Source organism: Brevibacterium picturae (assembly GCF_900105045.1).
GTDB classification, from domain to species: Bacteria; Actinomycetota; Actinomycetes; order Actinomycetales; family Brevibacteriaceae; genus Brevibacterium; species Brevibacterium picturae.
On sequence record NZ_LT629739.1, the window covers coordinates 635879 to 657032 of the forward strand.

At 62.6% G+C, this 21154-nt stretch carries 19 protein-coding genes and 1 tRNA gene; 1 reads left to right on the forward strand and 19 read right to left on the reverse strand.

The genetic code is table 11. The features are described from left to right. Nucleotides 1-9: 9 nt before the first annotated feature. Entirely contained in the window at nt 10-3489 is a 3480-nt protein-coding gene (rpoB, locus tag BLT92_RS03000) for a DNA-directed RNA polymerase subunit beta (RefSeq protein ID WP_092103043.1), read from the reverse strand. Nucleotides 3490-3685: 196 nt separating this feature from the next. After that, nucleotides 3686-4744: a GNAT family N-acetyltransferase gene (locus BLT92_RS03005; RefSeq protein WP_092103047.1), complete on the reverse strand. Its 1059-nt coding sequence runs from the start codon at nt 4742-4744 to the stop codon at nt 3686-3688. Between the two features lie 24 nt (nt 4745-4768). Here BLT92_RS03005 and BLT92_RS03010 point away from each other — a divergent pair, with 24 nt between their 5' ends. Further along, nucleotides 4769-5581 carry an MBL fold metallo-hydrolase gene (locus BLT92_RS03010; protein ID WP_092103051.1) on the forward strand — a complete coding sequence of 271 codons (813 nt, stop codon included), beginning with the start codon at nt 4769-4771 and terminating at the stop codon, nt 5579-5581. Here BLT92_RS03010 and BLT92_RS03015 read toward each other — a convergent pair. The 17 genes from BLT92_RS03015 to BLT92_RS03095 form a co-directional block, all read right to left on the reverse strand. After that, nucleotides 5553-6710: a hypothetical protein gene (locus tag BLT92_RS03015; RefSeq protein ID WP_092103054.1), complete on the reverse strand. Its 1158-nt coding sequence runs from the start codon at nt 6708-6710 to the stop codon at nt 5553-5555. The two genes, BLT92_RS03010 and BLT92_RS03015, sit on opposite strands and share 29 nt — an antisense overlap. Then, nucleotides 6707-7498 carry a hypothetical protein gene (locus BLT92_RS03020; protein ID WP_092103057.1) on the reverse strand — a complete coding sequence of 264 codons (792 nt, stop codon included), beginning with the start codon at nt 7496-7498 and terminating at the stop codon, nt 6707-6709. The genes BLT92_RS03015 and BLT92_RS03020 overlap by 4 nt, the downstream gene beginning before the upstream one ends. Next, on the reverse strand, nt 7495-8730 hold the full coding sequence (locus BLT92_RS03025) for a hypothetical protein (RefSeq protein WP_231938986.1): 1236 nt from the start codon (nt 8728-8730) through the stop codon (nt 7495-7497). The genes BLT92_RS03020 and BLT92_RS03025 overlap by 4 nt, the downstream gene beginning before the upstream one ends. Before the next feature lie 152 nt (nt 8731-8882). Then, nucleotides 8883-9266: a 50S ribosomal protein L7/L12 gene (rplL, locus tag BLT92_RS03030; protein ID WP_092103060.1), complete on the reverse strand. Its 384-nt coding sequence runs from the start codon at nt 9264-9266 to the stop codon at nt 8883-8885. A gap of 57 nt (nt 9267-9323) precedes the next feature. Next, nucleotides 9324-9857, reverse strand: a complete 534-nt coding sequence (gene rplJ, locus BLT92_RS03035) for a 50S ribosomal protein L10 (RefSeq protein ID WP_092103063.1) — start codon at nt 9855-9857, stop codon at nt 9324-9326. A 405-nt stretch (nt 9858-10262) separates the two neighbouring features. Continuing rightward, on the reverse strand, nt 10263-11282 hold the full coding sequence (gene adhP, locus BLT92_RS03040; protein WP_092108716.1) for an alcohol dehydrogenase AdhP: 1020 nt from the start codon (nt 11280-11282) through the stop codon (nt 10263-10265). A gap of 85 nt (nt 11283-11367) precedes the next feature. Beyond that, nucleotides 11368-12891, reverse strand: coding sequence for an acetaldehyde dehydrogenase ExaC (gene exaC, locus BLT92_RS03045; protein WP_092103066.1), 1524 nt, complete (start codon nt 12889-12891; stop codon nt 11368-11370). Between the two features lie 126 nt (nt 12892-13017). Continuing rightward, complete coding sequence (locus BLT92_RS03050; RefSeq protein ID WP_231938987.1) at nt 13018-14286, reverse strand: GAF domain-containing protein; 1269 nt, start codon at nt 14284-14286, stop codon at nt 13018-13020. A gap of 179 nt (nt 14287-14465) precedes the next feature. Beyond that, entirely contained in the window at nt 14466-15164 is a 699-nt protein-coding gene (gene rplA / locus BLT92_RS03055) for a 50S ribosomal protein L1 (protein ID WP_092103072.1), read from the reverse strand. Nucleotides 15165-15228: 64 nt separating this feature from the next. After that, the gene (gene rplK / locus BLT92_RS03060; protein ID WP_092103075.1) at nt 15229-15666 is read right to left on the reverse strand and encodes a 50S ribosomal protein L11; all 438 of its coding nucleotides are present in this window, start codon (nt 15664-15666) and stop codon (nt 15229-15231) included. Nucleotides 15667-15871: 205 nt separating this feature from the next. Further along, nucleotides 15872-16771, reverse strand: a complete 900-nt coding sequence (gene nusG, locus BLT92_RS03065; RefSeq protein ID WP_092103078.1) for a transcription termination/antitermination protein NusG — start codon at nt 16769-16771, stop codon at nt 15872-15874. Nucleotides 16772-16865: 94 nt separating this feature from the next. Continuing rightward, nucleotides 16866-17141 carry a preprotein translocase subunit SecE gene (secE, locus tag BLT92_RS03070; protein ID WP_092103081.1) on the reverse strand — a complete coding sequence of 92 codons (276 nt, stop codon included), beginning with the start codon at nt 17139-17141 and terminating at the stop codon, nt 16866-16868. Nucleotides 17142-17239: 98 nt separating this feature from the next. After that, nucleotides 17240-17312, reverse strand: a tRNA-Trp gene (locus BLT92_RS03075). Between the two features lie 126 nt (nt 17313-17438). Further along, complete coding sequence (locus tag BLT92_RS03080; protein WP_092103084.1) at nt 17439-19070, reverse strand: metallophosphoesterase family protein; 1632 nt, start codon at nt 19068-19070, stop codon at nt 17439-17441. Nucleotides 19071-19134: 64 nt separating this feature from the next. Then, on the reverse strand, nt 19135-20214 hold the full coding sequence (locus BLT92_RS03085) for a UDP-N-acetylmuramate dehydrogenase (RefSeq protein WP_092103087.1): 1080 nt from the start codon (nt 20212-20214) through the stop codon (nt 19135-19137). Then, a complete protein-coding gene (locus BLT92_RS03090; protein WP_092103090.1) occupies nt 20211-20654 on the reverse strand; it encodes a MaoC/PaaZ C-terminal domain-containing protein in 444 nt (147 codons plus the stop codon). The genes BLT92_RS03085 and BLT92_RS03090 overlap by 4 nt, the downstream gene beginning before the upstream one ends. After that, nucleotides 20651-21100 (reverse strand): FAS1-like dehydratase domain-containing protein, encoded by a 450-nt coding sequence (locus BLT92_RS03095; RefSeq protein ID WP_092103093.1) that lies wholly within the window; start codon nt 21098-21100, stop codon nt 20651-20653. Before BLT92_RS03095 ends, BLT92_RS03090 begins: the two co-directional genes overlap by 4 nt. Nucleotides 21101-21154 lie beyond the last annotated feature (54 nt).

The following is a 21154-nucleotide window of genomic DNA, read 5'->3' on the forward strand; positions in this document are numbered from 1 at the left end:
TGGAAGTCCTCAGACTTCTTCTACGGTCTGGGCTTCGCGGCGAGACAGGTCGATGCCCAGCTCTTCAGCTGCACGGTAGACCTCGTCTTCGCCGTCACGCATCTCAACCTCGGCTCCGTCCGACGACAGAACTTCGACGTTGAGGCACAGGGACTGCATCTCCTTGATGAGGACCTTGAACGACTCGGGGATTCCCGGATCGGGCAGGTTCTCGCCCTTGACGATGGCTTCGTAGACCTTGACGCGGCCTGGGATGTCATCGGACTTGATCGTCAGCAGTTCCTGCAGCGTGTAGGCCGCACCGTAGGCCTCGAGGGCCCACACTTCCATCTCACCGAAGCGCTGACCGCCGAATTGCGCCTTACCACCGAGCGGCTGCTGGGTGATCATCGAGTACGGGCCGGTCGAACGCGCGTGGATCTTGTCGTCGACGAGGTGGTGGAGCTTGAGCATGTACATGTAGCCGACAGCGATCGGGTACGGGAACGGTTCGCCGGAGCGACCGTCGAACAGCTGGGCCTTGCCCGAGGAATCGATGAGTCGATCCCCATCGCGGTTGGGAGTCGTCGAATCCAGCAGTCCGCGCAGCTCCTGCTCGTGTGCACCGTCGAAGACCGGAGTCGCCAGGTTGGTTCCGGCTTCGGCTTCGCGGGCAGCGGAGGGAAGGTCGGCTGCCCACTCGGGGCTGCCTTCGATCTTCCAACCCTGCTTCGAAATCCATCCGAGGTGGACTTCGAAGACCTGTCCGATGTTCATACGGCGGGGAACACCGTGCGGGTTGAGGATGATGTCCACGGGGGTTCCGTCGGACAGGAACGGCATGTCCTCAACGGGCAGGATGGTCGAGATGACACCCTTGTTGCCGTGACGACCGGCCATCTTGTCACCGATGGTGATCTTACGGCGCTGGGCAACGTAGACGCGGACCATCTGGTTGACGCCCGGCGAGAGCTCGTCGTCGTCCTCACGGTCGAAGACCCGGACGCCGATGACGGTGCCGATCTCACCGTGGGGCACCCGCAGCGAGGTGTCGCGGACTTCGCGGGACTTCTCTCCGAAGATCGCGCGCAGCAGGCGCTCTTCCGGAGTCAGCTCGGTCTCACCCTTCGGGGTGACCTTGCCGACGAGGATGTCGCCATCGGTGACCTCGGCGCCGATGCGGATGATTCCGCGATCGTCGAGATCGGCCAGGGCATCCGGCGAGATGTTCGGAATGTCGCGGGTGATCTCTTCGGCACCGAGCTTGGTGTCGCGAGCATCGACCTCGTGCTCCTCGATGTGGATCGAGGACAGAACGTCGTCCTGAACGAGACGCTGGGAGAGGATGATCGCATCCTCGAAGTTGTAGCCTTCCCAGGACATGAATGCCACGAGAAGGTTCTTGCCCAGAGCCATCTCACCGTTCTCGGTCGACGGTCCGTCGGCCAGGACTGTGCCCGACTCGACGCGATCACCTTCGTCGACGATGATGCGCTGGTTGTACGAGGTTCCGTGGTTGGAACGCTTGAACTTCGAGGCACGGTAGGTCTGCATCGTGCCGTCGTCAGCCAGCACTGTGACGAAGTCGGCCGACACCTCGGTGATGACACCTGGGCGGTCGGCGGTGATGACATCGCCGGCGTCGACAGCAGCACGGTATTCCATGCCGGTTCCCACGACCGGGGACTCCGACATCACCAGCGGCACGGCCTGACGCTGCATGTTCGCACCCATGAGGGCACGGTTCGCGTCATCGTGCTCGAGGAACGGAATCAGCGCGGACGCGACGGAGACCATCTGACGTGCGGAGACGTCCATGAAGTCAATCGTGTCGTACTGAACCAGCTCGGCTTCGCCGCCGCCGCCCTTAGGACGTGCGAGGACTTCGACTTCAGCGAAGCGCTGTTCTTCGGTCAACGGGGCGTTAGCCTGCGCGATGTTGAACTCGAGCTCATCATCGGCGGTCAGGTACTCGGTCTCGTCGGTGACGACACCGTCGACGACCTTGCGGTACGGCGTCTCGATGAAGCCGAACGGGTTGATGCGGGCGTAGGAGGCCAGCGAGCCGATGAGGCCGATGTTCGGGCCTTCGGGAGTCTCGATCGGGCACATACGTCCGTAGTGCGAAGGGTGGACGTCACGGACTTCCATGGCGGCACGGTCACGCGAGAGACCACCAGGTCCCAGAGCGGACAGGCGGCGCTTGTGGGTCAGACCCGCGAGCGGGTTGTTCTGATCCATGAACTGCGAGAGCTGCGAGGTGCCGAAGAACTCCTTGATCGCAGCCACCACGGGGCGGATGTTGATCAGGGTCTGAGGTGTGATCGCTTCGACGTCCTGAGTGGTCATGCGCTCACGAACGACGCGCTCCATGCGAGACAGACCCGTGCGGACCTGGTTCTCGATGAGTTCGCCGACCGCACGGATGCGACGGTTGCCGAAGTGGTCGATGTCGTCGAGCTTGACGTTGAGCTCGATGTTCTCGCCGTCACGGACACCCTTGGCGGTGTCCACGCCGGCGTGCAGGGACACGAGGTAGCGGATCGTCGCAACCACGTCATCGGTCGACAGGACCGAGTCGCTCAGCGGTGCATCGACTCCCAGCTTGCGGTTGACCTTGTAGCGGCCGACCTTGGCCAGGTCGTAGCGCTTGGGGTTGAAGTACAGGTTGTTGAGCAGGTTGCGTGCCGCTTCAGCGGTCGCCGGCTCTGCCGGGCGCAGCTTCTTGTAGATGTCGAGCAGCGCTTCGTCCTGGGTGTTGACCGTGTCCTTGGCCATGGTCTCGCGGATCGATTCGAACTCCCCGAACTCCTCGAGGATCTTCGCTTCGGACCAGCCGAGGGCCTTGAGCAGAACGGTCACGGACTGCTTGCGTTTGCGGTCGAGGCGCACGCCGACCTGGTCGCGCTTGTCGACCTCGAACTCCAGCCACGCGCCACGGGAGGGGATGATCTTCGCAGTGAAGATGTCCTTGTCGGTGGTCTTGTCGACGCTGGACTCGAAGTAGGCGCCGGGCGAACGTACGAGCTGGGAGACGACCACACGCTCGGTGCCGTTGACGATGAACGTGCCCTTGTCGGTCATCAGCGGGAAATCACCCATGAAGACCGTCTGGCTCTTGATCTCGCCGGTGTTGTTGTTCATGAATTCGGCGGTCACATACAGTGGCGCCGAATAGGTCATGTCGCGTTCCTTGCACTCATCGATGGAGTACTTGGCAGCTTCGAACCGGTGCTCCCGGAACGACAGCGACATCGATCCACCGAAGTCCTCGATCGGTGAGATCTCTTCGAAGATGTCTTCGAGTCCCGAGGTGGTGGCGACGGAATCGTCTCCGATTTCGATGGCCTCGGCGACGCGGTCCTGCCACGTTTCCGAGCCGATGAGCCAATCGAAGCTGTCTGTCTGCAGACCGAGCAGATCGGGAACCTCGAGCGGTTCGCGAATCTTCGCGAAGGAGATTCTCTTGGGGGCGTTAGCGGTCCTGGTGTTATCGTTGGCGGCGGCCAATGGGATCCTTCCGAGTGCTTCACCAATTGATAGGTCGACTGCCCACCCGAAGTCACATCACCGACCGCTGGAGTGTCAGATTTCGACACCGGGCGACAACGTGGTTCACTTGAGTGGAAATGAGGTGCCCCCCGCTATATGAAGGCACGCCACAGGCAGATCAACGCAAATATCAAGCCTATAGCAATCGGTCAAGTCATGCAAGACGCTTTTTCCACAGACCGACCCAGGCCCACGTTGCAAATCCCGCCCGGTCGTTGATGGCCAGCATCCACGAGTTCTCCACCGCGTTCCACGTGTAGATCCGCTCCACCTGGGTGGACTCCCCCACCGCCTGCTGGTTGGCGATCTTCAGCGCCGCTCCAAGTCCGTGACCGCGGTGGTCTCGCACCACGAGGGTCGACCCCTGCCAACCCACCCTCGGGCGATCGTCGAAGTGGGCGACCTCGGTGAAGCCGGCGGCGCTCTCCCCTTTGAGCGCGAGGGCGGTGGCAACCAGTTCCCGATTCTCCTCCCTCTTCGCGTCGAGGGCACGGACCCGCGCAGCATCCCAGGACTCTTCTTCGCCGAGCTCCTCGGCATCTGGTGTGTCCGTGGACATCTTCTGGTGTAGGAAGGCGATCTGTTCGAGCCGGTGCTCAGGAGTCGGCCCGGTCCAGGTCTCGATCGTGTAGCCGGCATTGAGGTCAACACGGGATAGCTTCGCAGCTGTCGCGGTCTTCGCCACGGAGCACCGTTCGAGCTGTTTGAATGCGAAGCCGTGATGGCTCAGGAAGGCAACATCCGGCTGAGCGGCGGTCACGCTGCCCGCTCCGGATTCTGCCGCGAGGTGGGCACCGCGCAGGTCGGCGTCGCGCGTCGCAGTCGGAATCTCGCAATAGCTGGTCAGTTGGGTGCGCCCCTGTGCCGCCAGGCTTGCTTCCATCTCAGCGAGCAGTTCGGAGCCCAGCCCCTGCCCGCGCAGCTCGGGGTGGACCGAGCACCACACGTCAGCGAGGTCGAGGTTGTCCCGAAGCGTCAGATAGGCGATGCCCGTGGCCACGATGGCCCCGCCGAGGCGACCGATCCACGTCTGATGCGTGACGTAGCCGTCGTCCGACAGCAGTTCCTGCCGTACTTCGTCGGACCGGGGATCGAAATCGGTACCGAGTCCCGAAGCCCGGTTGATGATGGTGGCGAAGTCGACCACCTCGGCGAGGACCTCGTCGATGTCAGCGGCGCTGCGAGATCCGGCAGGGATGTGAGTGATCTCCATGAGCGGACATTCTAGACTGCACCCATGGTCAATGTCAGTGTTCTCTCTCAGAATCCGGCCGCGGTCAACTGCGGAATCATCACCGGATCCCACCGCAGCCTCATCGTCGATTCGGGTCCCGGACCCAGCGCCGCGGACCGATTGGTCCGCAGAGCCCAGCAACTGAGCGTCGAAGTGACTGGCCGGGACTATCCCATCGATGCCGCAATCACCCACGACCACTGGGACCACTTCTTCGGCAACGCCACACTGGCCGCGGCAGGTGTCGAGACCTTCCACGTTTCCGAATCGTTCGCTCGAGACCAGGAGGCGACCGCGTGGATCGCCCTCGACGCCGTCCGCACTGCGCCCGAGACGGCAGAATTCGCATCCGAGCTCCCCGAAGACCCGAGCTCGTTCTTCGTCGACGTCACCCCCGTCGATGCGCCGGGGTCAGATTCGACCATCGACCTCGGCGACTGCCGCGTCGAGTTCCATGTTCTGGGCGGTCATTCCACGGCGGACCTCGTCGTGCGCCTGATCGATGCCGGCATCGTGTTCACCGGTGACCTCGTCGAAGAAGGCGATCCCCCACAGGCGGGCAACGATGCCTCACTGAGCGAATGGGTGGCCAGCCTCCGGACCCTGCTCTCGTTCAACGAGGCCACCGTGTTCGTGCCCGGACACGGAGTGCCCGTGGACCGAGGCTTCCTCGAACGTCAGCTTGCCGACATCGATGGGCTGCGGATGAATCAGGCCGACGCCGAGGTGGCTCTGCCCGCCCGTGCCATGCCCGGTGACCATGACCGGAGGCTCCCCCGCGAGCAGGTCATCTGCCCTGCCGATGGAGTGCAGTGACGAGATCCGAACCGATGGCGCCGAACAGCGTCTGCGCCCAGACACTCGTGCCTTCGACATAGGGGCGGTCACCGTCGAAGATCCACTGCAGCTGGTTGTCTGCGCGCAGGTCCTGCAGGCAGGAGCCGCACACTGGCACGCGGACGTTCGTCGAGTTCGCACCGACTCGCGTCCGTGCCTGTGCCTCACCGTGCAGAGGGTTGATCGTGCACAGGCTTTCGGGGAGCCTGCTCCCGGAACGGGAACTGCGCTTCTTATGCCCGCCTGGCCCCACCTCGGCGATCTCCCGTCCTGCCTGTCGCAGGAGCACCATAGCTCCGGCCAGATCGATGCGTTCTGAACTGTCGTCATCGACGATCCGCCGTGCGATCTGATAGGCGTCGAGGCCGCGTTCGACCTGCTCGGCGTCCTCTGTTCCCAGGTTCTGCGTCTGCAGATCCTCGATCTGCTCTGCGAGCTGCGTCGTGTCGGCATTGATGGTCTCGCGCAGTGACTTCCGCTGCAGGGAATCGACACGGTTCAGCAGCCGATCGGGCAGCTGGAACTGCTCCTGTGCTCGAGTCGCCTCGCGTCGCTTCCGCAGCGAGCGGGTGAACCAGATTCCGGCGATGACGAGCGCGAGGATGAGCACTGCCCCGCCGAGGAACATCGATGCGAAGGACCCCGATCCGTCAACGGTCTGAACCTCGCTGCCGGGTGCTTCCTGCCCCGTGACGGCTTCCTCCTGCTTGTATTCCTGCGGCTTCGCATAGAGGTCGAGGAGGATGTTGAGCTTCGTCGTCGACGGCGAGCTGTGGTTCCACTCATCGCGGGCAACTGACATCTGGTCCATCACCTGCATCTGCAAGTCGTGATTGTCTTCGAAATTCACATCGACCGCGAGCTGAGACTCACCATTGATCATGATGAACGAGCCTTCGCCTCCGTTGAATACCTTGATCTGCTCCAACACATCCCGGTCGAGGGAATGCTCGTCGACGGCGATGACGTAGACGTCGTAGTCCAGCCCCTCCGCCGTCTCCCGAGCTTGATCGACGAGATCCGCATTGAGGGTGCCCTCGAGCGCCCCGTCGATGTGGAACGGGTCGTCCTTGAGTGCCTCGGCGATCTGCTGTGCATCAGTTGTCACGAATTCTTCTTCCTCTTCTTGAACGCTCTCCAGCCCAGCGCGCCCCCGGTTCCCAGACCACCACCGACGATCAGTCCGAGTGCGGCACCCCCTACCGCCGCGCCACTCGAATAGGCCAGTGCCTTCGGAGGGGTGGAGGTGTCCTCATCAACGACGATCGGCTGCCCTTCCTCGTCGACATTCCGCGAGCCGCCGGGGGGCGCGTCTTCGACTTCGACTGCTTTGAGCGCTCGCACATAGGCCAATGCGACGGCAGAATCATTATCCTCGAAGTCGGTGTCCGCGGCCGAGATGGGTATCCGCCGGACGGCTCCTTTGTCGGCAACACCTTCGGCGCCAACGCCCCCGACAACGACCACGGTGGCACGTTCGTCGGGCAGTTCCGTGGCGATACGGGCAGCGAGAAGGTCTGCTTGTCCATCAGCATCATCGACCTGCGAGACGGCCAGGATCGCGACGTAGATCGGCATGTCAAGGCCCTCGACCTCGTCTCGGATCGTCGCCAGGCTCTCATCATCGACTTGGAATGCCTGATAGGGATCGATATAGACCGGATCGGACTGCAGGGACTCTGCGATCGTCTGGTACCGGCTCGGGTCGTAGTCCGGGTCGTATCGTCCCTCGATGCGATCGAGATAGATCGAGTCGACCGTGATCGTATCGCCCTTCTCCGCGACGATGCGTGCGTCCCTGGCCTCATCGAATTCGGAGAGGCTGTAGATCGCCGAACCGGTTGCCACGGCACCGAAGATGACAATTGCCGCGCCGAATTTCGCTGCCTGGTTCACCCTCGCCCTCCCGTCGCAGAGGCCGAGGCAGAGCCCAGGGACTCCAGCACAGCGTCCTCGAGCGGCTGGAAGCTGCCGAAGCCGGACAGCGCATACATATCGGAGCGCTGATAATAGGGCACGGGCTTCTTCGAACCGGGCCGTTTGGGCACCATGAGACATTCCGGCTCGTGCCCGTCGTTGATTTCGCGCCGACAGTGATCGCACATGTCGACCGTGAGCGTGGTTCCCTGCTGCTTGAGGGCGAACTGTTCGATCTTGTTCCGATGGTGGGGAAAGAGAAAGCAGAATCGAGGCGCCTCGGGCCCCGCCTTGCTCGATCCGCGTAACCGAGCACGCACCCACTTGTGCGTGGACAGCAGGTTCTCGACACCGAAGCGGTGCGCGAAGTCGACGCTGTCGGCCCAATCGGGATGAGCCTCGATGAGCGCGCGGAGCGCCTGCTGCACTCGACGTCCGCGGTCGTACAGCACCCACATCTCCTCGGTGGGGTCGTCCGGCTCGGGAAGCGGTTCGAGCGCATTGACCACACGCTCACGCAGCTGCTGCGACCGGACAGGATCGGGCTTCGTCGTCAGCGAGTTCCGCCAGGAGTACTTCGCACGGCGGCGCAGCACCCAGACGCTCAGTCCCAGGGCTGCAACGGCCGTTGCTGAGAAGACGAGGACATCAGGGTTGCCGTTGTCCAACCCGGTGGCCTCGATGTAGTCCTCGCTGGGATCGCCGGCATCACGAGTATCGAAGTCCGGCGGGGCCGGAGGCTCGGTACCGTTGGCTGCCGCGATGAGAATCTGCAGCTGATACGGCACGGCCAGTTCGACCGGCAGAAAATCGCCACTGGTCGACCTGGCGAGAAAGTCCGATCCCGGAGGTATCGCAGGTCCGTTCGCATCGACTAAGTAGGCGTAGGACCGGGCGGCGTCATCTGCCTGGCTGAAGAGGACGATGGTCTGCTCTTCGCCGTTGTCTCTATGCATGGAATATGCCAGATCAGAAGAGAAACGGGACCATGCGGCCTCCTCCGAGTTCGGCAGGGGCGGCATGATCGCGATGTACTGCGCAATGCCCGACTGCTCTGCTTGCTCCGAAGCGTGTTCGACCGCCGTCTTCTGACTGTCAGTGAGCCCGGGAGCAATGATCGGATCGATATACAAAGGATCGCTCTGCCAGGCGTCTCGGAGCGCGGAGCTCAGCCTCTTCAGCAGTGTGGTCTCGATGGTACTGTCAGTCACCACTCAAGAATAGGGCAGGGCGCTCTCAGCCTGGAATCTCAGCATGTTGCGGTCTTGTAACATCGCTGACTCGGACAGTGAATGCGAAGAACCCCACAGCATCGGCTGTGGGGTTCTTCGATGCGGCAGCAGTCAGGCTGCTGCCGTCGAAATCACTTGAGGGTGACGGTTGCGCCCGCGCCCTCGAGAGTTTCCTTGGCCTTGTCGGCGACGTCCTGGGACACGCCTTCGAGGACGGCCTTCGGTGCGCCGTCGACGAGGTCCTTGGCTTCCTTCAGTCCGAGGGAGGTGAGCCCACGAACTTCCTTGATGACAGGAACCTTCTTCTCGCCGGCCGATTCGAGGATAACGTCGAATTCGGTCTGCTCTTCAGCAGCTTCTTCTGCGCCAGCGGCAGGAGCAGCGGCAACTGCGGCAGCAGGTGCAGCAGCTTCAACTTCGAAGACCTCTTCGAACTTCTTGACGAAGTCCGAGAGTTCGATCAGGGTGAGCTCTTTGAAACCTTCGATGAGCTCTTCGGGGGTGAGCTTAGCCATGGTGGCCAGTCCTTCCTTTGGTGGTCACGTTGAGCGACCGGGTTTATGGGGTGATGCTCAGTCGTTCGAAGCAGGCGCGTTGTCCTGCTCCTCGCGGAGAGCGTCGACAGTGCGCACGGCCTTGACCATCGGAGCGGTGAACAGGTATGCCGCCTGGTGGAGGCTTGCCTTCATTGCACCAGCTGCCTTTGAAAGCAGCACTTCGCGAGGTTCGAGGTCGGCGAGTTTGTTGACATCCTCAGCACTGAGGACGGCACCATCCCAGTGGCCGCCCTTCAATACGAGCTGAGAATTCGCCTTGGCAAAGTTACGCAGTGCCTTGGCAGCCTCAGGTGGTTCACCGTTGACGAATGCGATCGCGGTGGGTCCGTTGAGGAACTCATCGAGATCGTTGATTCCGGCTTCTTTGGCTGCAATAGCAGTGAGCGTATTCTTTACCACGGCGTAGCTGACGTTCTCACCGAGTGAAACGCGCAGATCTTGCATCTGCGCAACGGTGAGACCGCGGTACTCGGTCAGCAACACAGCGTCGGAGTTCTCAAACTGCTGTTTGATCTCCTCTACTGCGGCTGCCTTGTCTGGCCTCGCCATGGTAGTTCCTTTCGTACAGTCGCCGATCGTGTCCCAACACCAAAAAAGCGCTCCACGCAGGCATGCGTGAAACGCTTCGGATGATGAGATCATAGGACCTCATCGGAAGAATCTCGTGCTCACCTGCGCAGGTCACTCCAGTGGAGTCTTCGTTTTGCGGGCAACAGAACTCGATTGCGAATCCTGTTGATTCCGAAAAGACCGACGGTCTTGGGTATTTGAAGTCTATCGAAGGTCCGCGCGGCAAGTCCAATCGACCGCAGAGATGCTGGACACATCGCTCGCTCTGCCGATCTCACCCTCTGCGGATCTCGACCTCTACGACAAGCCTGGCAACATTGCGGGCGCTGAGCAACCTGCAGAGAGGTTGCTCAGCGCCCGGAAGGTGGCTGAGACCGTATCGAGTCAGTATTCGATGACGACTCGACCGTCGATCTTGCCGTGGATCATCTCCTCCAAGACCGCATTGATGTCCTCGAGCGGACGCTTGCTGTAAGTCGGATGGATCTTGCCTGCCGCGTAGAACTCCAACGCCTCGACCATGTCCTGACGGGTGCCGACGATCGAACCGCGGATCGTCAGTCCTTTGAGGACGATGTCGAAGATGGGAGCCGGGAACTCACCTGGAGGCAACCCGTTGAAGACGATCGTGCCGCCTCGGCGGGTCATCGAGATCGCCTGCCCGAATGCCTTCGGATGCACCGCTGTGACAAGCACTCCGTGTGAGCCTCCGACCTTCTCCTGGATGATGTCGGCCGGCTCCTCAGCAAAGGCATTGACCGTGATCTCCGCTCCGTGCTTCTTCGCCAGCGCCAGCTTGTCATCGGCGACGTCGACGGCGATGACGCGCATCCCCATCGCCACCGCATACTGCACGGCGATGTGGCCGAGCCCGCCGATGCCGGAGATGACGACCCATTGCCCAGGCTTCACCTCGGTGCGCTTGAGTCCCTTGTAGACGGTGACGCCGGCACACAGCACGGGTGCGATCTCGTATGGGTCGGACCCCTCCGGGATGATGGCGGCGAACTTCGTGTCGACGAGCATGTACTCACCGAACGATCCGTCGATTCCGTAACCGCCGTTGACCTGCTGCTCGCAGAGCGTCTCCCACCCTTGACGGCAGTGCTCGCATGTTCCGCAGGCGCTCCACAGCCAGGCGTTTCCGATCATCTGCCCGACCTTGACATCTGTGACGTCGGGCCCGACCTTCTCGACGGTTCCGACACCTTCGTGGCCGGGGATGAGAGGAACCTTCGGTTTGACCGGCCAGTCGCCGTGTGCCGCGTGCAGGTCGGTATGGCAGACCCCCGAGGCGATGAGTTTGACCAATGCCTGGCCGGGTCCGGGCTCGGGGATCTCGTTGTCTCCGACGACGAGATCCTGTCCGAATCCCTCAACTACTGCTGCTTTCATTTCTGTCATCATTCGCTCCTTTGTGACGATGTTCTCTATCTCTGTGGTGGTCTCTCTTATCGCAGCACTTCTGGTGCGGTGCAGCGGTTTCTGCTCAGAAGAAGCCCTGCGCGTTCTCCGAGTAGCTGACCAACAGGTTCTTAGTCTGCTGGTAGTGGTCGAGCATCATCAGGTGGTTCTCACGTCCGATGCCTGAGGCCTTGTACCCGCCGAAGGCCGCATGCGCCGGGTAGGCGTGGTAGTTGTTGACCCACACACGACCTGCCTGGATGTCGCGGCCCGCGCGGTAGGCGGTGTTGCCATTGCGCGACCAGACTCCGGCACCCAATCCGTAGAGAGTGTCGTTCGCGGTGGAGATGGCGTCGTCGTAGTCACTGAAGGTGGCTACCGAGACGACAGGGCCGAAGATCTCCTCCTGGAAGATTCGCATCTTGTTGTTGCCCCTGAAGATGGTCGGCTGCACGTAATAGCCGCCGGACAAGTCCCCGCCGAGGTCCGCCCGGGCTCCACCGGTGAGCACCTCGGCGCCCTCCTGCCTTCCGATGTCGAGGTAGGACATGATCTTCTCGAACTGGTCGTTCGAGGCTTGCGCACCCATCATCGTGTCGGTGTCGAGAGGGTTGCCCTGCACGATCCTCTTCGCCCGTTCCGCAACCGCCTCGAGGAAGGGATCGGCGATCGATTCCTGGACCAGTGCACGGGACGGGCAGGTGCAGACCTCGCCCTGGTTGAGGGCGAACATGGTGAAGCCTTCCTGGGCTTTGTCCCAGTAGGCGTCATCCTTGGCATTGACGTCATCGAAGAAGATGTTCGGGGACTTACCACCGAGTTCCAGGGTGACCGGGATGATGTTCTGCGAGGCGTACTGCATGATGAGGCGGCCCGTGGTCGTCTCACCGGTGAACGCGATCTTCGAGATCCGCTTGTTCGATGCCAGGGGCTTGCCCGCTTCGAGGCCGAAGCCGTTGACGACGTTGAGGACTCCATCGGGAAGCAGGTCCGAGATGAGTTCCATGAGGACGAGGATCGAGGCCGGAGTCTGTTCGGCAGGCTTGAGGACAATGGCATTGCCTGCTGCCAACGCTGGGGCGATCTTCCACACGCCCATGAGTATCGGGAAGTTCCAGGGAATGATCTGGCCGACCACGCCGAGCGGCTCATGGAAGTGATAGGCCACCGTGTCGTCATCGATCTGCGAGAGGCCGCCCTCTTGCGCCCGGATCGCCCCGGCGAAGTAGCGGAAATGATCGATGGCCAGAGGAATGTCGGCGTTGAGGCATTCGCGGACTGCCTTGCCGTTGTCCCAAGTCTCCGCCACCGCGATCATCTCGAGGTTCTCCTCGATCCGGTCAGCGATCTTGTTCAAGATCACGGCGCGTTCCGCGGGTGAGGTCTTGCCCCAGGCCGGAGCCGCCTTGTGCGCGGCGTCGAGTGCGAGCTCGATGTCCTCCGAGGTGCTGGCGGGCACTTCGCAGAACGTCTTACCCGTGATGGGCGTCGGGTTCTCGAAATAGTTCCCATTGACGGGAGCGACCCACTGTCCGCCGATGAAGTTCTCGTACCGTGACTTGTAGGTGACGAGCGATCCGTCTTGACCAGGCTGAGCGTAAACAGTCATTGCAACTCCTTTGATGCGTATTCGGCGATCGGATGTCTGTCTCCGATTGCTCCACACGCTACGCAAGGCAACGTTGCAAGTGGGTTGCATCACACAGGAAGAGCTGCCAGTTGCAGCTCCTCGGACTCAGTATCCGAGGGCCTCGAGTCGCACGACGGCCGCGTTGCGTTCGGGTGCTTCGGGTGGGGCCAGGCGCAGCACCGACATCAGCACCTCCGAATCCTCGCGAGCTTCGGCCAATCCCGCATAGCGCCACACCTGCTGCCAAGTTCCATTCTGCAGCAGACTCTCCCGAATCAGCGCTTGCAGTTCAGCACCGATCTCCCGAACGCCGGGCGCATCGGATTCGGGCAGCACCTGCCCCTGATAGAAGTTGAGCGCGGTCTCGACGTCCCCTTGGGCCAGGCCCCGGTGCGTGCGTTCGACGTCGCTGTCGATGTCTCCCCGCAGTCGGTAGGGGCGGGCATCAAGGCGCAGGTCGCCGAGGTGGTCAATCGTTCTGCGCAGACGCGCGATCTCCGCCCGGACAGTGACTTCACTTCCACCGAGCGCCCACAGCCGGTCGGCGAGCCCGGCGCTGCTGATGCCGCCGGGGTTGCGCGCCAGGAGCAGCAGGATCTCAGCATGTCGTCCCGACAGCGTGATTCGGGTGCCATCCGGGCCCGATAGCTGGGGACGAGCCCCGGTGACTTCGAGGTAGGCACCGTCACCGGTACCGACAGACAGCCCACCGGAGTCCGGGGTGTAGAGCTTCGACAATCCGACGCCGGCGGCCTGAGCCGTGGAGTTCAGCAACGGCAGGACGATGGACGATACCGCGTCATCGCCGCCGGTGACGTCGATGATGCCAAGGACGTGACCGGTCAGCGGATGGGTCACGGGCACTGCACTGCAACTCCACGAGTGCACCTCTGCGGAGAAGTGCTCGGCCTGACTGATCTGCACGGCACTGCGCGAGCGCAGAGCGAGTCCGGGGGCGGAGGTTCCCATCACGTCCTCCGACCAGTCAGTGCCTGGCAGGAAGCCCATGGATTCGGCACGGCTGCGGACGGCGCGCTCACCCTCGACCCACAGGAGACGCCCCTGCTCATCACCGAGCGCCACAAGCAGCCCTGCCTCCTTGGCGGGTTCGATCAGATGCGACTGCAGCAGGCCCATGATGGAGTGGAACGGATGACGGCGCCTCACCTCGGCGAGCTGATCGGCCTCATAGGCCATGCGCACACGTACTCCACCCGGATCACGAAGACGGCCAAGGGATCGATTCCAGGACTCGAGGACGGCGGGGCGGACTCCCGGGCCCGAACTCTCCGGAGCGGTCAGTGATGCCAGATTGTCATGGGCACGACGGACGATGCGCTGATAATCATCGCGAAGTAGCGGAGTCGAATGCATGGCGGAGCTGTCCACCCCCATCGGCGGTTGGCACACAGTGGTCTTCAGTGATCACAATCTATCCGCGATACCTCCTCCGGGCAAGGCCGAATGATGGTTGCCGGGGAACAGAAAGGGCGGGAAGTGATCGCTCACTTCCCGCCCAGAACTGCTGAACGCGGTTCAATCCCTCAAAGGGATCAGACTACGCGCATCGACGAAGAGTCGATCGGAACGGCAGGACCGTTCGATGTCGTCACGGTTGCCTTCGAGACGTAGCGGCCCTTCGACGAGCTCGGCTTCAGACGCACGATCTCGTCGATGGCCGCCTCGAAGTTCTCCCGCAGCGCTTCCTCGGAGAAGGAGACCTTTCCGATGATGAAGTGCAGGTTCGAGTGCTTGTCGACGCGAAATTCGATCTTTCCGCCCTTGATCTCGGTCACGGCCTTGGCGACATCCATGGTCACGGTGCCGGTCTTGGGGTTCGGCATCAGGCCACGAGGACCCAGAACCTTACCCAGACGTCCGACCTTGCCCATCATGTCAGGGGTCGCAACAGCCGAGTCGAAGTCGGTGAAGCCATTGGCCACCTTCTCCAGCAGGTCATCGGAGCCGACGAAGTCAGCACCTGCTTCACGGGCAGCTTCAGCACGGTCGCCGGCAGCGAACACCAGGACCCGAGCGGTCTTACCGGTACCATGCGGAAGGTTGACGGTGCCGCGCACCATCTGGTCCGCCTTACGTGGGTCAACACCCAGGCGGAGGGCGACCTCGACGGTGGCATCGTACTTGGCCACCGTGGTCTCTTTGGCCAGTGCGATTGCCTGAGCCGGTTCGTATGTCACATCTGCGGCGATCTTCTCTGCCGCGGCCTGATAGGCCTTTGAACGCTTTGCCATCTGCTTCTCTCCTTGCAGTCGTGGTCCGGGCTGCGCGAGCCCTACCACAGTGAAATGTCTGGTCTCAGCCCTTGACGTCGGTGGTCACGCCCATGGAGCGAGCAGTGCCGGCGATGATGCGGTCAGCCTGATCCAGGTCATTGGCGTTGAGGTCGGGCATCTTCACATTCGCGATGTCGCGAACCTGATCGGCGCTCAGGTGAGCAACCTTGTCGGTGTGAGGAGTGGCCGAACCTGACTTCACGCCTGCAGCCTTCTTGATGAGTTCTGCAGCCGGTGGGGTCTTGAGAATGAAAGTGAACGAACGGTCTTCGAACACAGTGATCTCGACGGGAATGATGTTCCCGCGCTGGGATTCCGTTGCGGCGTTGTAGGCCTTGCAGAATTCCATGATGTTGACGCCGTGCTGGGCAAGCGCCGGACCAATCGGAGGCGCCGGGTTAGCGGCACCTGCCTGAATCTGGAGCTTGACGAGGCCGGCTACCTTTTTCTTGGGAGGCATATTCGGTCCTTAATCTTGAAGTGTCGATGCACCAGAGAAATACGGCGCATCGTTCGATCACGACTTCCGATGAGAGTCGTGATCAAACCACACCAGTATTCCATGCCCGCAGACCCCGGAGCAAATGCCGGAGAGCGGGATCACTGGTGGTGAATGGCGCAAGGGCCCGGTATTCACCGGACCCTTGCTGATGTTGAGAATCGACTCAGAGCTTGGAGACCTGGTCGAAGCTGAGCTCGACGGGAACGTCGCGTTCGAAGATCGACAGCAGCACAGTGAGCTTCTGCGATTCCGGACGGATCTCCTGGATCGTTGCGGGGTGGCCTTCGAAGGAGCCCTCCTTGACGAGCACGGACTCGCCGACCTCGTACTCCACCTCGGTGATGGGGGCGGACTTCGCTGCCTGCTCAGCCTGCACACCTTCAGCGGCGGCGGCCTCGGCCTGGCGCTCTTCGAAGATCGGAGCGAGCATCGTGAAGACCTCGTCGATGGACAGAGGAGTCGGGTCGTAGGCGTTGCCCACGAATCCGGTCACGCCCGGGGTGTGGCGGACCGCGCCCCAGGACTCATCGGTGAGCTCCATGCGCACGAGCACGTAGCCCGGGATGCGCACTCGACGGACCTGCTTGCGCTGTCCGTTCTTGATCTCGACGACATCTTCCATCGGCACCTGGGATTCGAAGATGAACTCTTCGAGGTTGAGGCTGATGGAACGGTTCTCGAGGTTCTGCTTGACGCGGTTCTCGTAGCCTGCGTAGGAGTGGATGACGTACCAGTCACCCTCCTGCATGCGCAGTTCCGACTTGAACTCCTCGGCCGGGTCGACCTCGTCGTCGTTAGACTCCGAGTCGTCGGACTCCGGCTCATCGTCAGCGGAGGCGGTGTCTTCGGAATCGGCTGCGCCCTCTTCGTCCGCGTCGACCTCGTCTGAGGTCTCATCGGCCGAGGCTTCCTGAGCGGAAGCATCCTCGACCGGTACGTCGTCGGCGCTCACAGGGGAGGTTTCGTTGTCCACGTCTTCCACCACTGGTGCAACGCTCGACTCCTCTGGAGCAGCGTTCTGTGTCTCAGGGGTTTCCTGTTCAGGTGAACTGGTATCCGACACCGATCAATTCCTCGCTTCGCGTGTAGTGATTCCCATTTGGGAGAGATGGGTCTGCAACGTGTTTGAAATCCAAGTGATCACCGCTGGGGGCGATTCACCACAGTGGCCACAGCGGCGTTCCGCCGAAGACGAATCCGACGAGCTTGCCGAACACAAGGTCGAGGACCACCACGAAAAGCATCATGAAGAGGATGAAGCCCAGCACGACAAGGGTGTAATTGACCAGTTGCTTACGTGTCGGGGTGACGACCTTCTTCAGCTCCGCAATGACTTCGCGGAAGAACTGCAGAATTCGTCCGAAGAACCCGAGCTGCTTACGACTGGTGCCCTTGGGCGCATCTCCAGTCTTCTTTGCCGGTGTGTCGCTCACACGTCCTCACTCGGTCGGTTTCCATTGGGACAGCACAATTGTTCAAGTCCGTCGAGGACGGCATTTCGCCGATAAGACTCAAGCAGATATCAACTGCGCAGGGGTGACAGGACTCGAACCTGCAACCTACGGTTTTGGAGACCGTTGCGCTACCAATTGCGCCACACCCCTTCGATTCGACACCCTCGATTCCTGTCGCCCGAGTCGTGCCCAACCACGAGAAACGAGCATACCGCCTGCGACCGCCGTTAGTCGAACCGGCAGCCGAAGCCAGCCGGAATTCGACTTCCCTGCCTCTCATCCACCCCCGGTCGAGGGCTCCGTCTGCGGCGGCTGCGCGATGAGCGGCACAGGCCGAGGGAAGGTCTTCCAGGGATCGATCGTGACCGTCTTGTCCGGGCTGACCGTGACGATCTGGACGTCGATGGGTCGCTTGGTCCGATTGTCCACGCGCAGGATGCTCAGCTCGGCATCCATCTTCAGCGGCCCCGGGGTCAATGCATTCGCCAGGGCACCACCTGTCGTCGAACTCACATAGCGGACGCCGCTTCCCAGGGTCTCCGGTCCGACTCGTTTGTGCCAGTGGCCGCTGAGGCTGTATTTCGCGCAGCCGGAGCGCAGGGACGGCGCCCCGATTCGCGCATCGTGGATGAGCATGATGTCGAAGTCGCTCGCGCAGGCCTCGGTGCGCAGCTTCTGCGCATACTGATCAGCGGTGAGATCGGTTTCGAGCTGCGGCCCGGATCCGAACACGGTCCGCCGGGGGTCCGGTCCGCCGAAGAACGTCACCCCGCTCATCTCCGCGCTCGAGTCCTCGAGGACCTTCCAGCCCGCGCTCCTCGCATGATCTGTCGTCTCTCTGGAGTCGTGGTTGCCCTTGACGATCATCCGCGGCAGCTTCTCAGGCAGCTCGTCGTCGAGCACGTCGAGACAGTAGTTCTCCGCCGAGGTGCCCGTCATCGTCACGTCTCCCCCGTCGATGTAGGCATCGGCATCGCTCATCCGAGCCACCTCGCCCACCACCCGGGCCATTCCGATGTTGCAGTGCAGATCCGAACCGAACACGAACGTCGATACGTCAGCGTTCAGCGACTGGTCAGCCCCCATCGGAGGAGGCACCGTCCCCCGGTCCGACCAATTGCCCGTCAGCGGACGAGTGGTCCACTGTGTGCGCAGGTTGGCCAGCACCTGGTCGTAGAAGGCGTCATTGTCCTCGGCGAAGTCCTTGACCGCTGTGAACGCGGTATTGATGACCCCGCCGAGGCGGCCCGTGACCTGTGCGCCCGCCAGCGGGGTCCCGTCGAAGGCAGGATCGGCAACGAGAGGTTGGGGACGTGTGAGGACGGCTGTTCCCACACTCGCCAGAACGAGGACCGTGACCAGACCGATACCGATCAGCTCCTTGCCGACCAGGGCCCTCCCGATTCCGGCCAGCCGCACGGGCCCGAGGATGAAGGCCATCGCCACAGCCACACCGCTGAGGAGGCACACCGCAAGGGCCCACCGGGCCAGGATCTCCGCGGTCATGCCGTCAACGACCTCGTCGACCTGCGCCTGCGGGGCCGAGAACAGGGAGGCGTAGGAGGCGATGTCGCCGCCCAGCGCGTCGACTGTTCCTCCTCCGACGCCCTCGCCCGATTCAGAGGCGGGGTCGGACGAGTCTCCGTCGGATCGCCGTTCGGAGGCACCTGCGTGTGACTCGTCCTCATCTCCTCCGGAGACCGGGATCTGTCCGATGTCAACGGTGAGTCCGAGCCCCAGCGGCAGATACTCATCTGCCGGGACGAGCAGTTTGCCCAGCGGGCCGAAGTCGACGGTCAGCCGGGAGTCGGCCGTGATCTGGTAGCGGGCCTCGTGCGGACCGAAGCTGAGATCTGCGCGTGCGGAGAACAGCGCCCAGGGCAGGGTCACCACTGCGACCACTGCCATGAGGATAAGCAGGGCTGACGTTCTACGAGAGGCTGACACAGGCAACCATCCTAGGGAACAGAACCTACAGAGAGCAGGCGATGAATGTGGGCTCGGGCTCCAACACGATGCCGAACCTCTCATTGACCCCGTCGACGACTGCGCGTGCGAGTTCGAGCACATCGTCCGTCGCCGCCTGACCGCGGTTCGTCAGGGCCAGAGTGTGTTTGGTCGACAGGCTCGCCCGCCCCTGACCGACGCTGAAGCCCTTGGCGAATCCAGCGTGTTCGATCAGCCAGGCGGCCGAGGTCTTCGTCCGTCCTTCGACCGTCGCTCCGGTCAGCGGGTCAGTGACCGGGTAGCGGGGAGCCTCGGCCGGCAGCTCGTCAGGGTCAGCGACGATCGGGTTCGTGAAGAACGACCCGGCCGACCAGGTGTCGTGGTCGTCGATGTCGAGGACCATGCCCTTGGACCGGCGCAGGGAGATCACACTGGTGCGCACCAGCGAGGCCGGCACACTCTCTCCGATCTCGACGTCCAGCGCCGAAGCCAGCTGTGCATAGCGCACGGGCAGGGAGTCCGGGCTGCGCTGGAGGTCGAAGGTCACCGACAGCACCAGGAACTGGGCTGCGCCCGTTCTCTGCTGCGCTCGTTTGAGCGCCGAGGTGCGGTAGCCGAATTCGAGTTCGACGGCGCTGAGGTGGCGGACCTGGCCGGCGAGGCGATCGAAGACCTCGACCGAGGTGATGAGTTCGGCAACCTCTGTCCCGTAGGCACCCACGTTCTGGATCGGTGTCGCTCCCACGGAGCCGGGAATCCCGGACAGTGCCTCGAGGCCCGAGAGACCGCAGCCGAGGGTGAAGGCGACGAATTCGTCCCAGTTCTCCCCCGCCTCGGCGGTGACACGGGTTTCGGTCTCCGAGGTCTCGGTCATCGTCACGCCCTCGGTCGCGACCACGCACACATCGCCGTCGAAGCCGGCGTCGGAGATGAGCAGGTTCGACCCGCCCCCGATGAAGAGGACATCGGCATCGGGGCGTGCGGACAGGCTCAGGGGGTGTTCGCGGGAGAACTCGATGAGGGTGTCCCTGGTCTCCGCGATGCGCAGATTCGCCGCCGGACCGCCCAGGCCGAACGTCGTGAAGCCTGCCAGGTCCTTCGTCACCGCGAGACTCGGATCTGGGTGCGACTGAGCACATCCTGGTCCCCGGACTTCACCGTGACGTCGAGGCGGGCGGTGCCCACTGCCGCGTCCACGGCTCCGACGACGGCAGTCATCGACAGGGTGGCGGTCGGGGTCGCCGGTGTCCCGGATTCGGCGTCGGGGACGAGCACCGGCGCGGAGAATCGCGTCCGGTAGTCGACGATCGCACCCGGGTCACCGATCCACTCGACGACGGGGGCGACGACGACAGCCATTGAGAGCATGCCGTGGGCGATGACTCCCTCAAGACCCACCTCGGTGGCGAATCGTTCGGACCAGTGGATCGGGTTGTGATCGCCCGAGGCGCCGGCGTAGTCGACGAGCGAGGCCCGCGACAGTGGGATCTCGGCTTCGACGACGGTGTCTCCGATGGTCAGTTGGGAGAAGTCGGTGACGCTCATTCTCCGTCTCCTCTCACGACGATGGTCGAGGTCACGGTGACGATCGGCTGCTCGGCGGCGTCGGTGATCTCCGTGCGGGTGGTGATCATGGCGTTGCTGCCAGCCGCCCGCACGCCGTCGACGTGTGTGGTGGCGGCCAGGCTGTCGCCGGCGACGATGGGTCGGGTGATGCTGAATTGCTCCGAACCGTGAACGACCTTGGAGAAGTCGATGCCGGACTCCGGGTCGCTGATGTAGGCCGCTTCGGACTTCTGCGCGATGATCACGGCGAAGGTGGTCGGTGCCACGACATCGTGATACCCCAGGGCGGTCGCCGCCTCGGTCTCGAAGTGGTAGTCGGCCTTCGCGTTGGTGGCGAGCGCGAATTCCGCGACCGCCTCCCGCGACACCTCATAGGGGCGTGGCAGGGAATAGCTGGTTCCCTGCTTATCGGTATTCACCGGCATAGTGGCTCTCTTTCGAAAAGTCGTCGTGATCCCAGCCTAGCGGCCCGCCACCAC

Coding starts and splice junctions, on each gene's coding strand:
- BLT92_RS03005 (WP_092103047.1), bottom strand. CDS start 4,744: ATGGAGATCACTCACATCCCTGCCGGATCTCGCAGCGCCGCTGACATC.
- BLT92_RS03010 (WP_092103051.1), top strand. CDS start 4,769: ATGGTCAATGTCAGTGTTCTCTCTCAGAATCCGGCCGCGGTCAACTGC.
- rplL (WP_092103060.1), bottom strand. CDS start 9,266: ATGGCTAAGCTCACCCCCGAAGAGCTCATCGAAGGTTTCAAAGAGCTC.
- rplJ (WP_092103063.1), bottom strand. CDS start 9,857: ATGGCGAGGCCAGACAAGGCAGCCGCAGTAGAGGAGATCAAACAGCAG.
- adhP (WP_092108716.1), bottom strand. CDS start 11,282: ATGACAGAAATGAAAGCAGCAGTAGTTGAGGGATTCGGACAGGATCTC.
- exaC (WP_092103066.1), bottom strand. CDS start 12,891: ATGACTGTTTACGCTCAGCCTGGTCAAGACGGATCGCTCGTCACCTAC.
- BLT92_RS03050 (WP_231938987.1), bottom strand. CDS start 14,286: ATGCATTCGACTCCGCTACTTCGCGATGATTATCAGCGCATCGTCCGT.
- rplA (WP_092103072.1), bottom strand. CDS start 15,164: ATGGCAAAGCGTTCAAAGGCCTATCAGGCCGCGGCAGAGAAGATCGCC.
- rplK (WP_092103075.1), bottom strand. CDS start 15,666: ATGCCTCCCAAGAAAAAGGTAGCCGGCCTCGTCAAGCTCCAGATTCAG.
- BLT92_RS03080 (WP_092103084.1), bottom strand. CDS start 19,070: ATGGCAGTGGTCGCAGTGGTGACCCTGCCCTGGGCGCTGTTCTCCGCA.
- BLT92_RS03090 (WP_092103090.1), bottom strand. CDS start 20,654: ATGAGCGTCACCGACTTCTCCCAACTGACCATCGGAGACACCGTCGTC.
- BLT92_RS03095 (WP_092103093.1), bottom strand. CDS start 21,100: ATGCCGGTGAATACCGATAAGCAGGGAACCAGCTATTCCCTGCCACGC.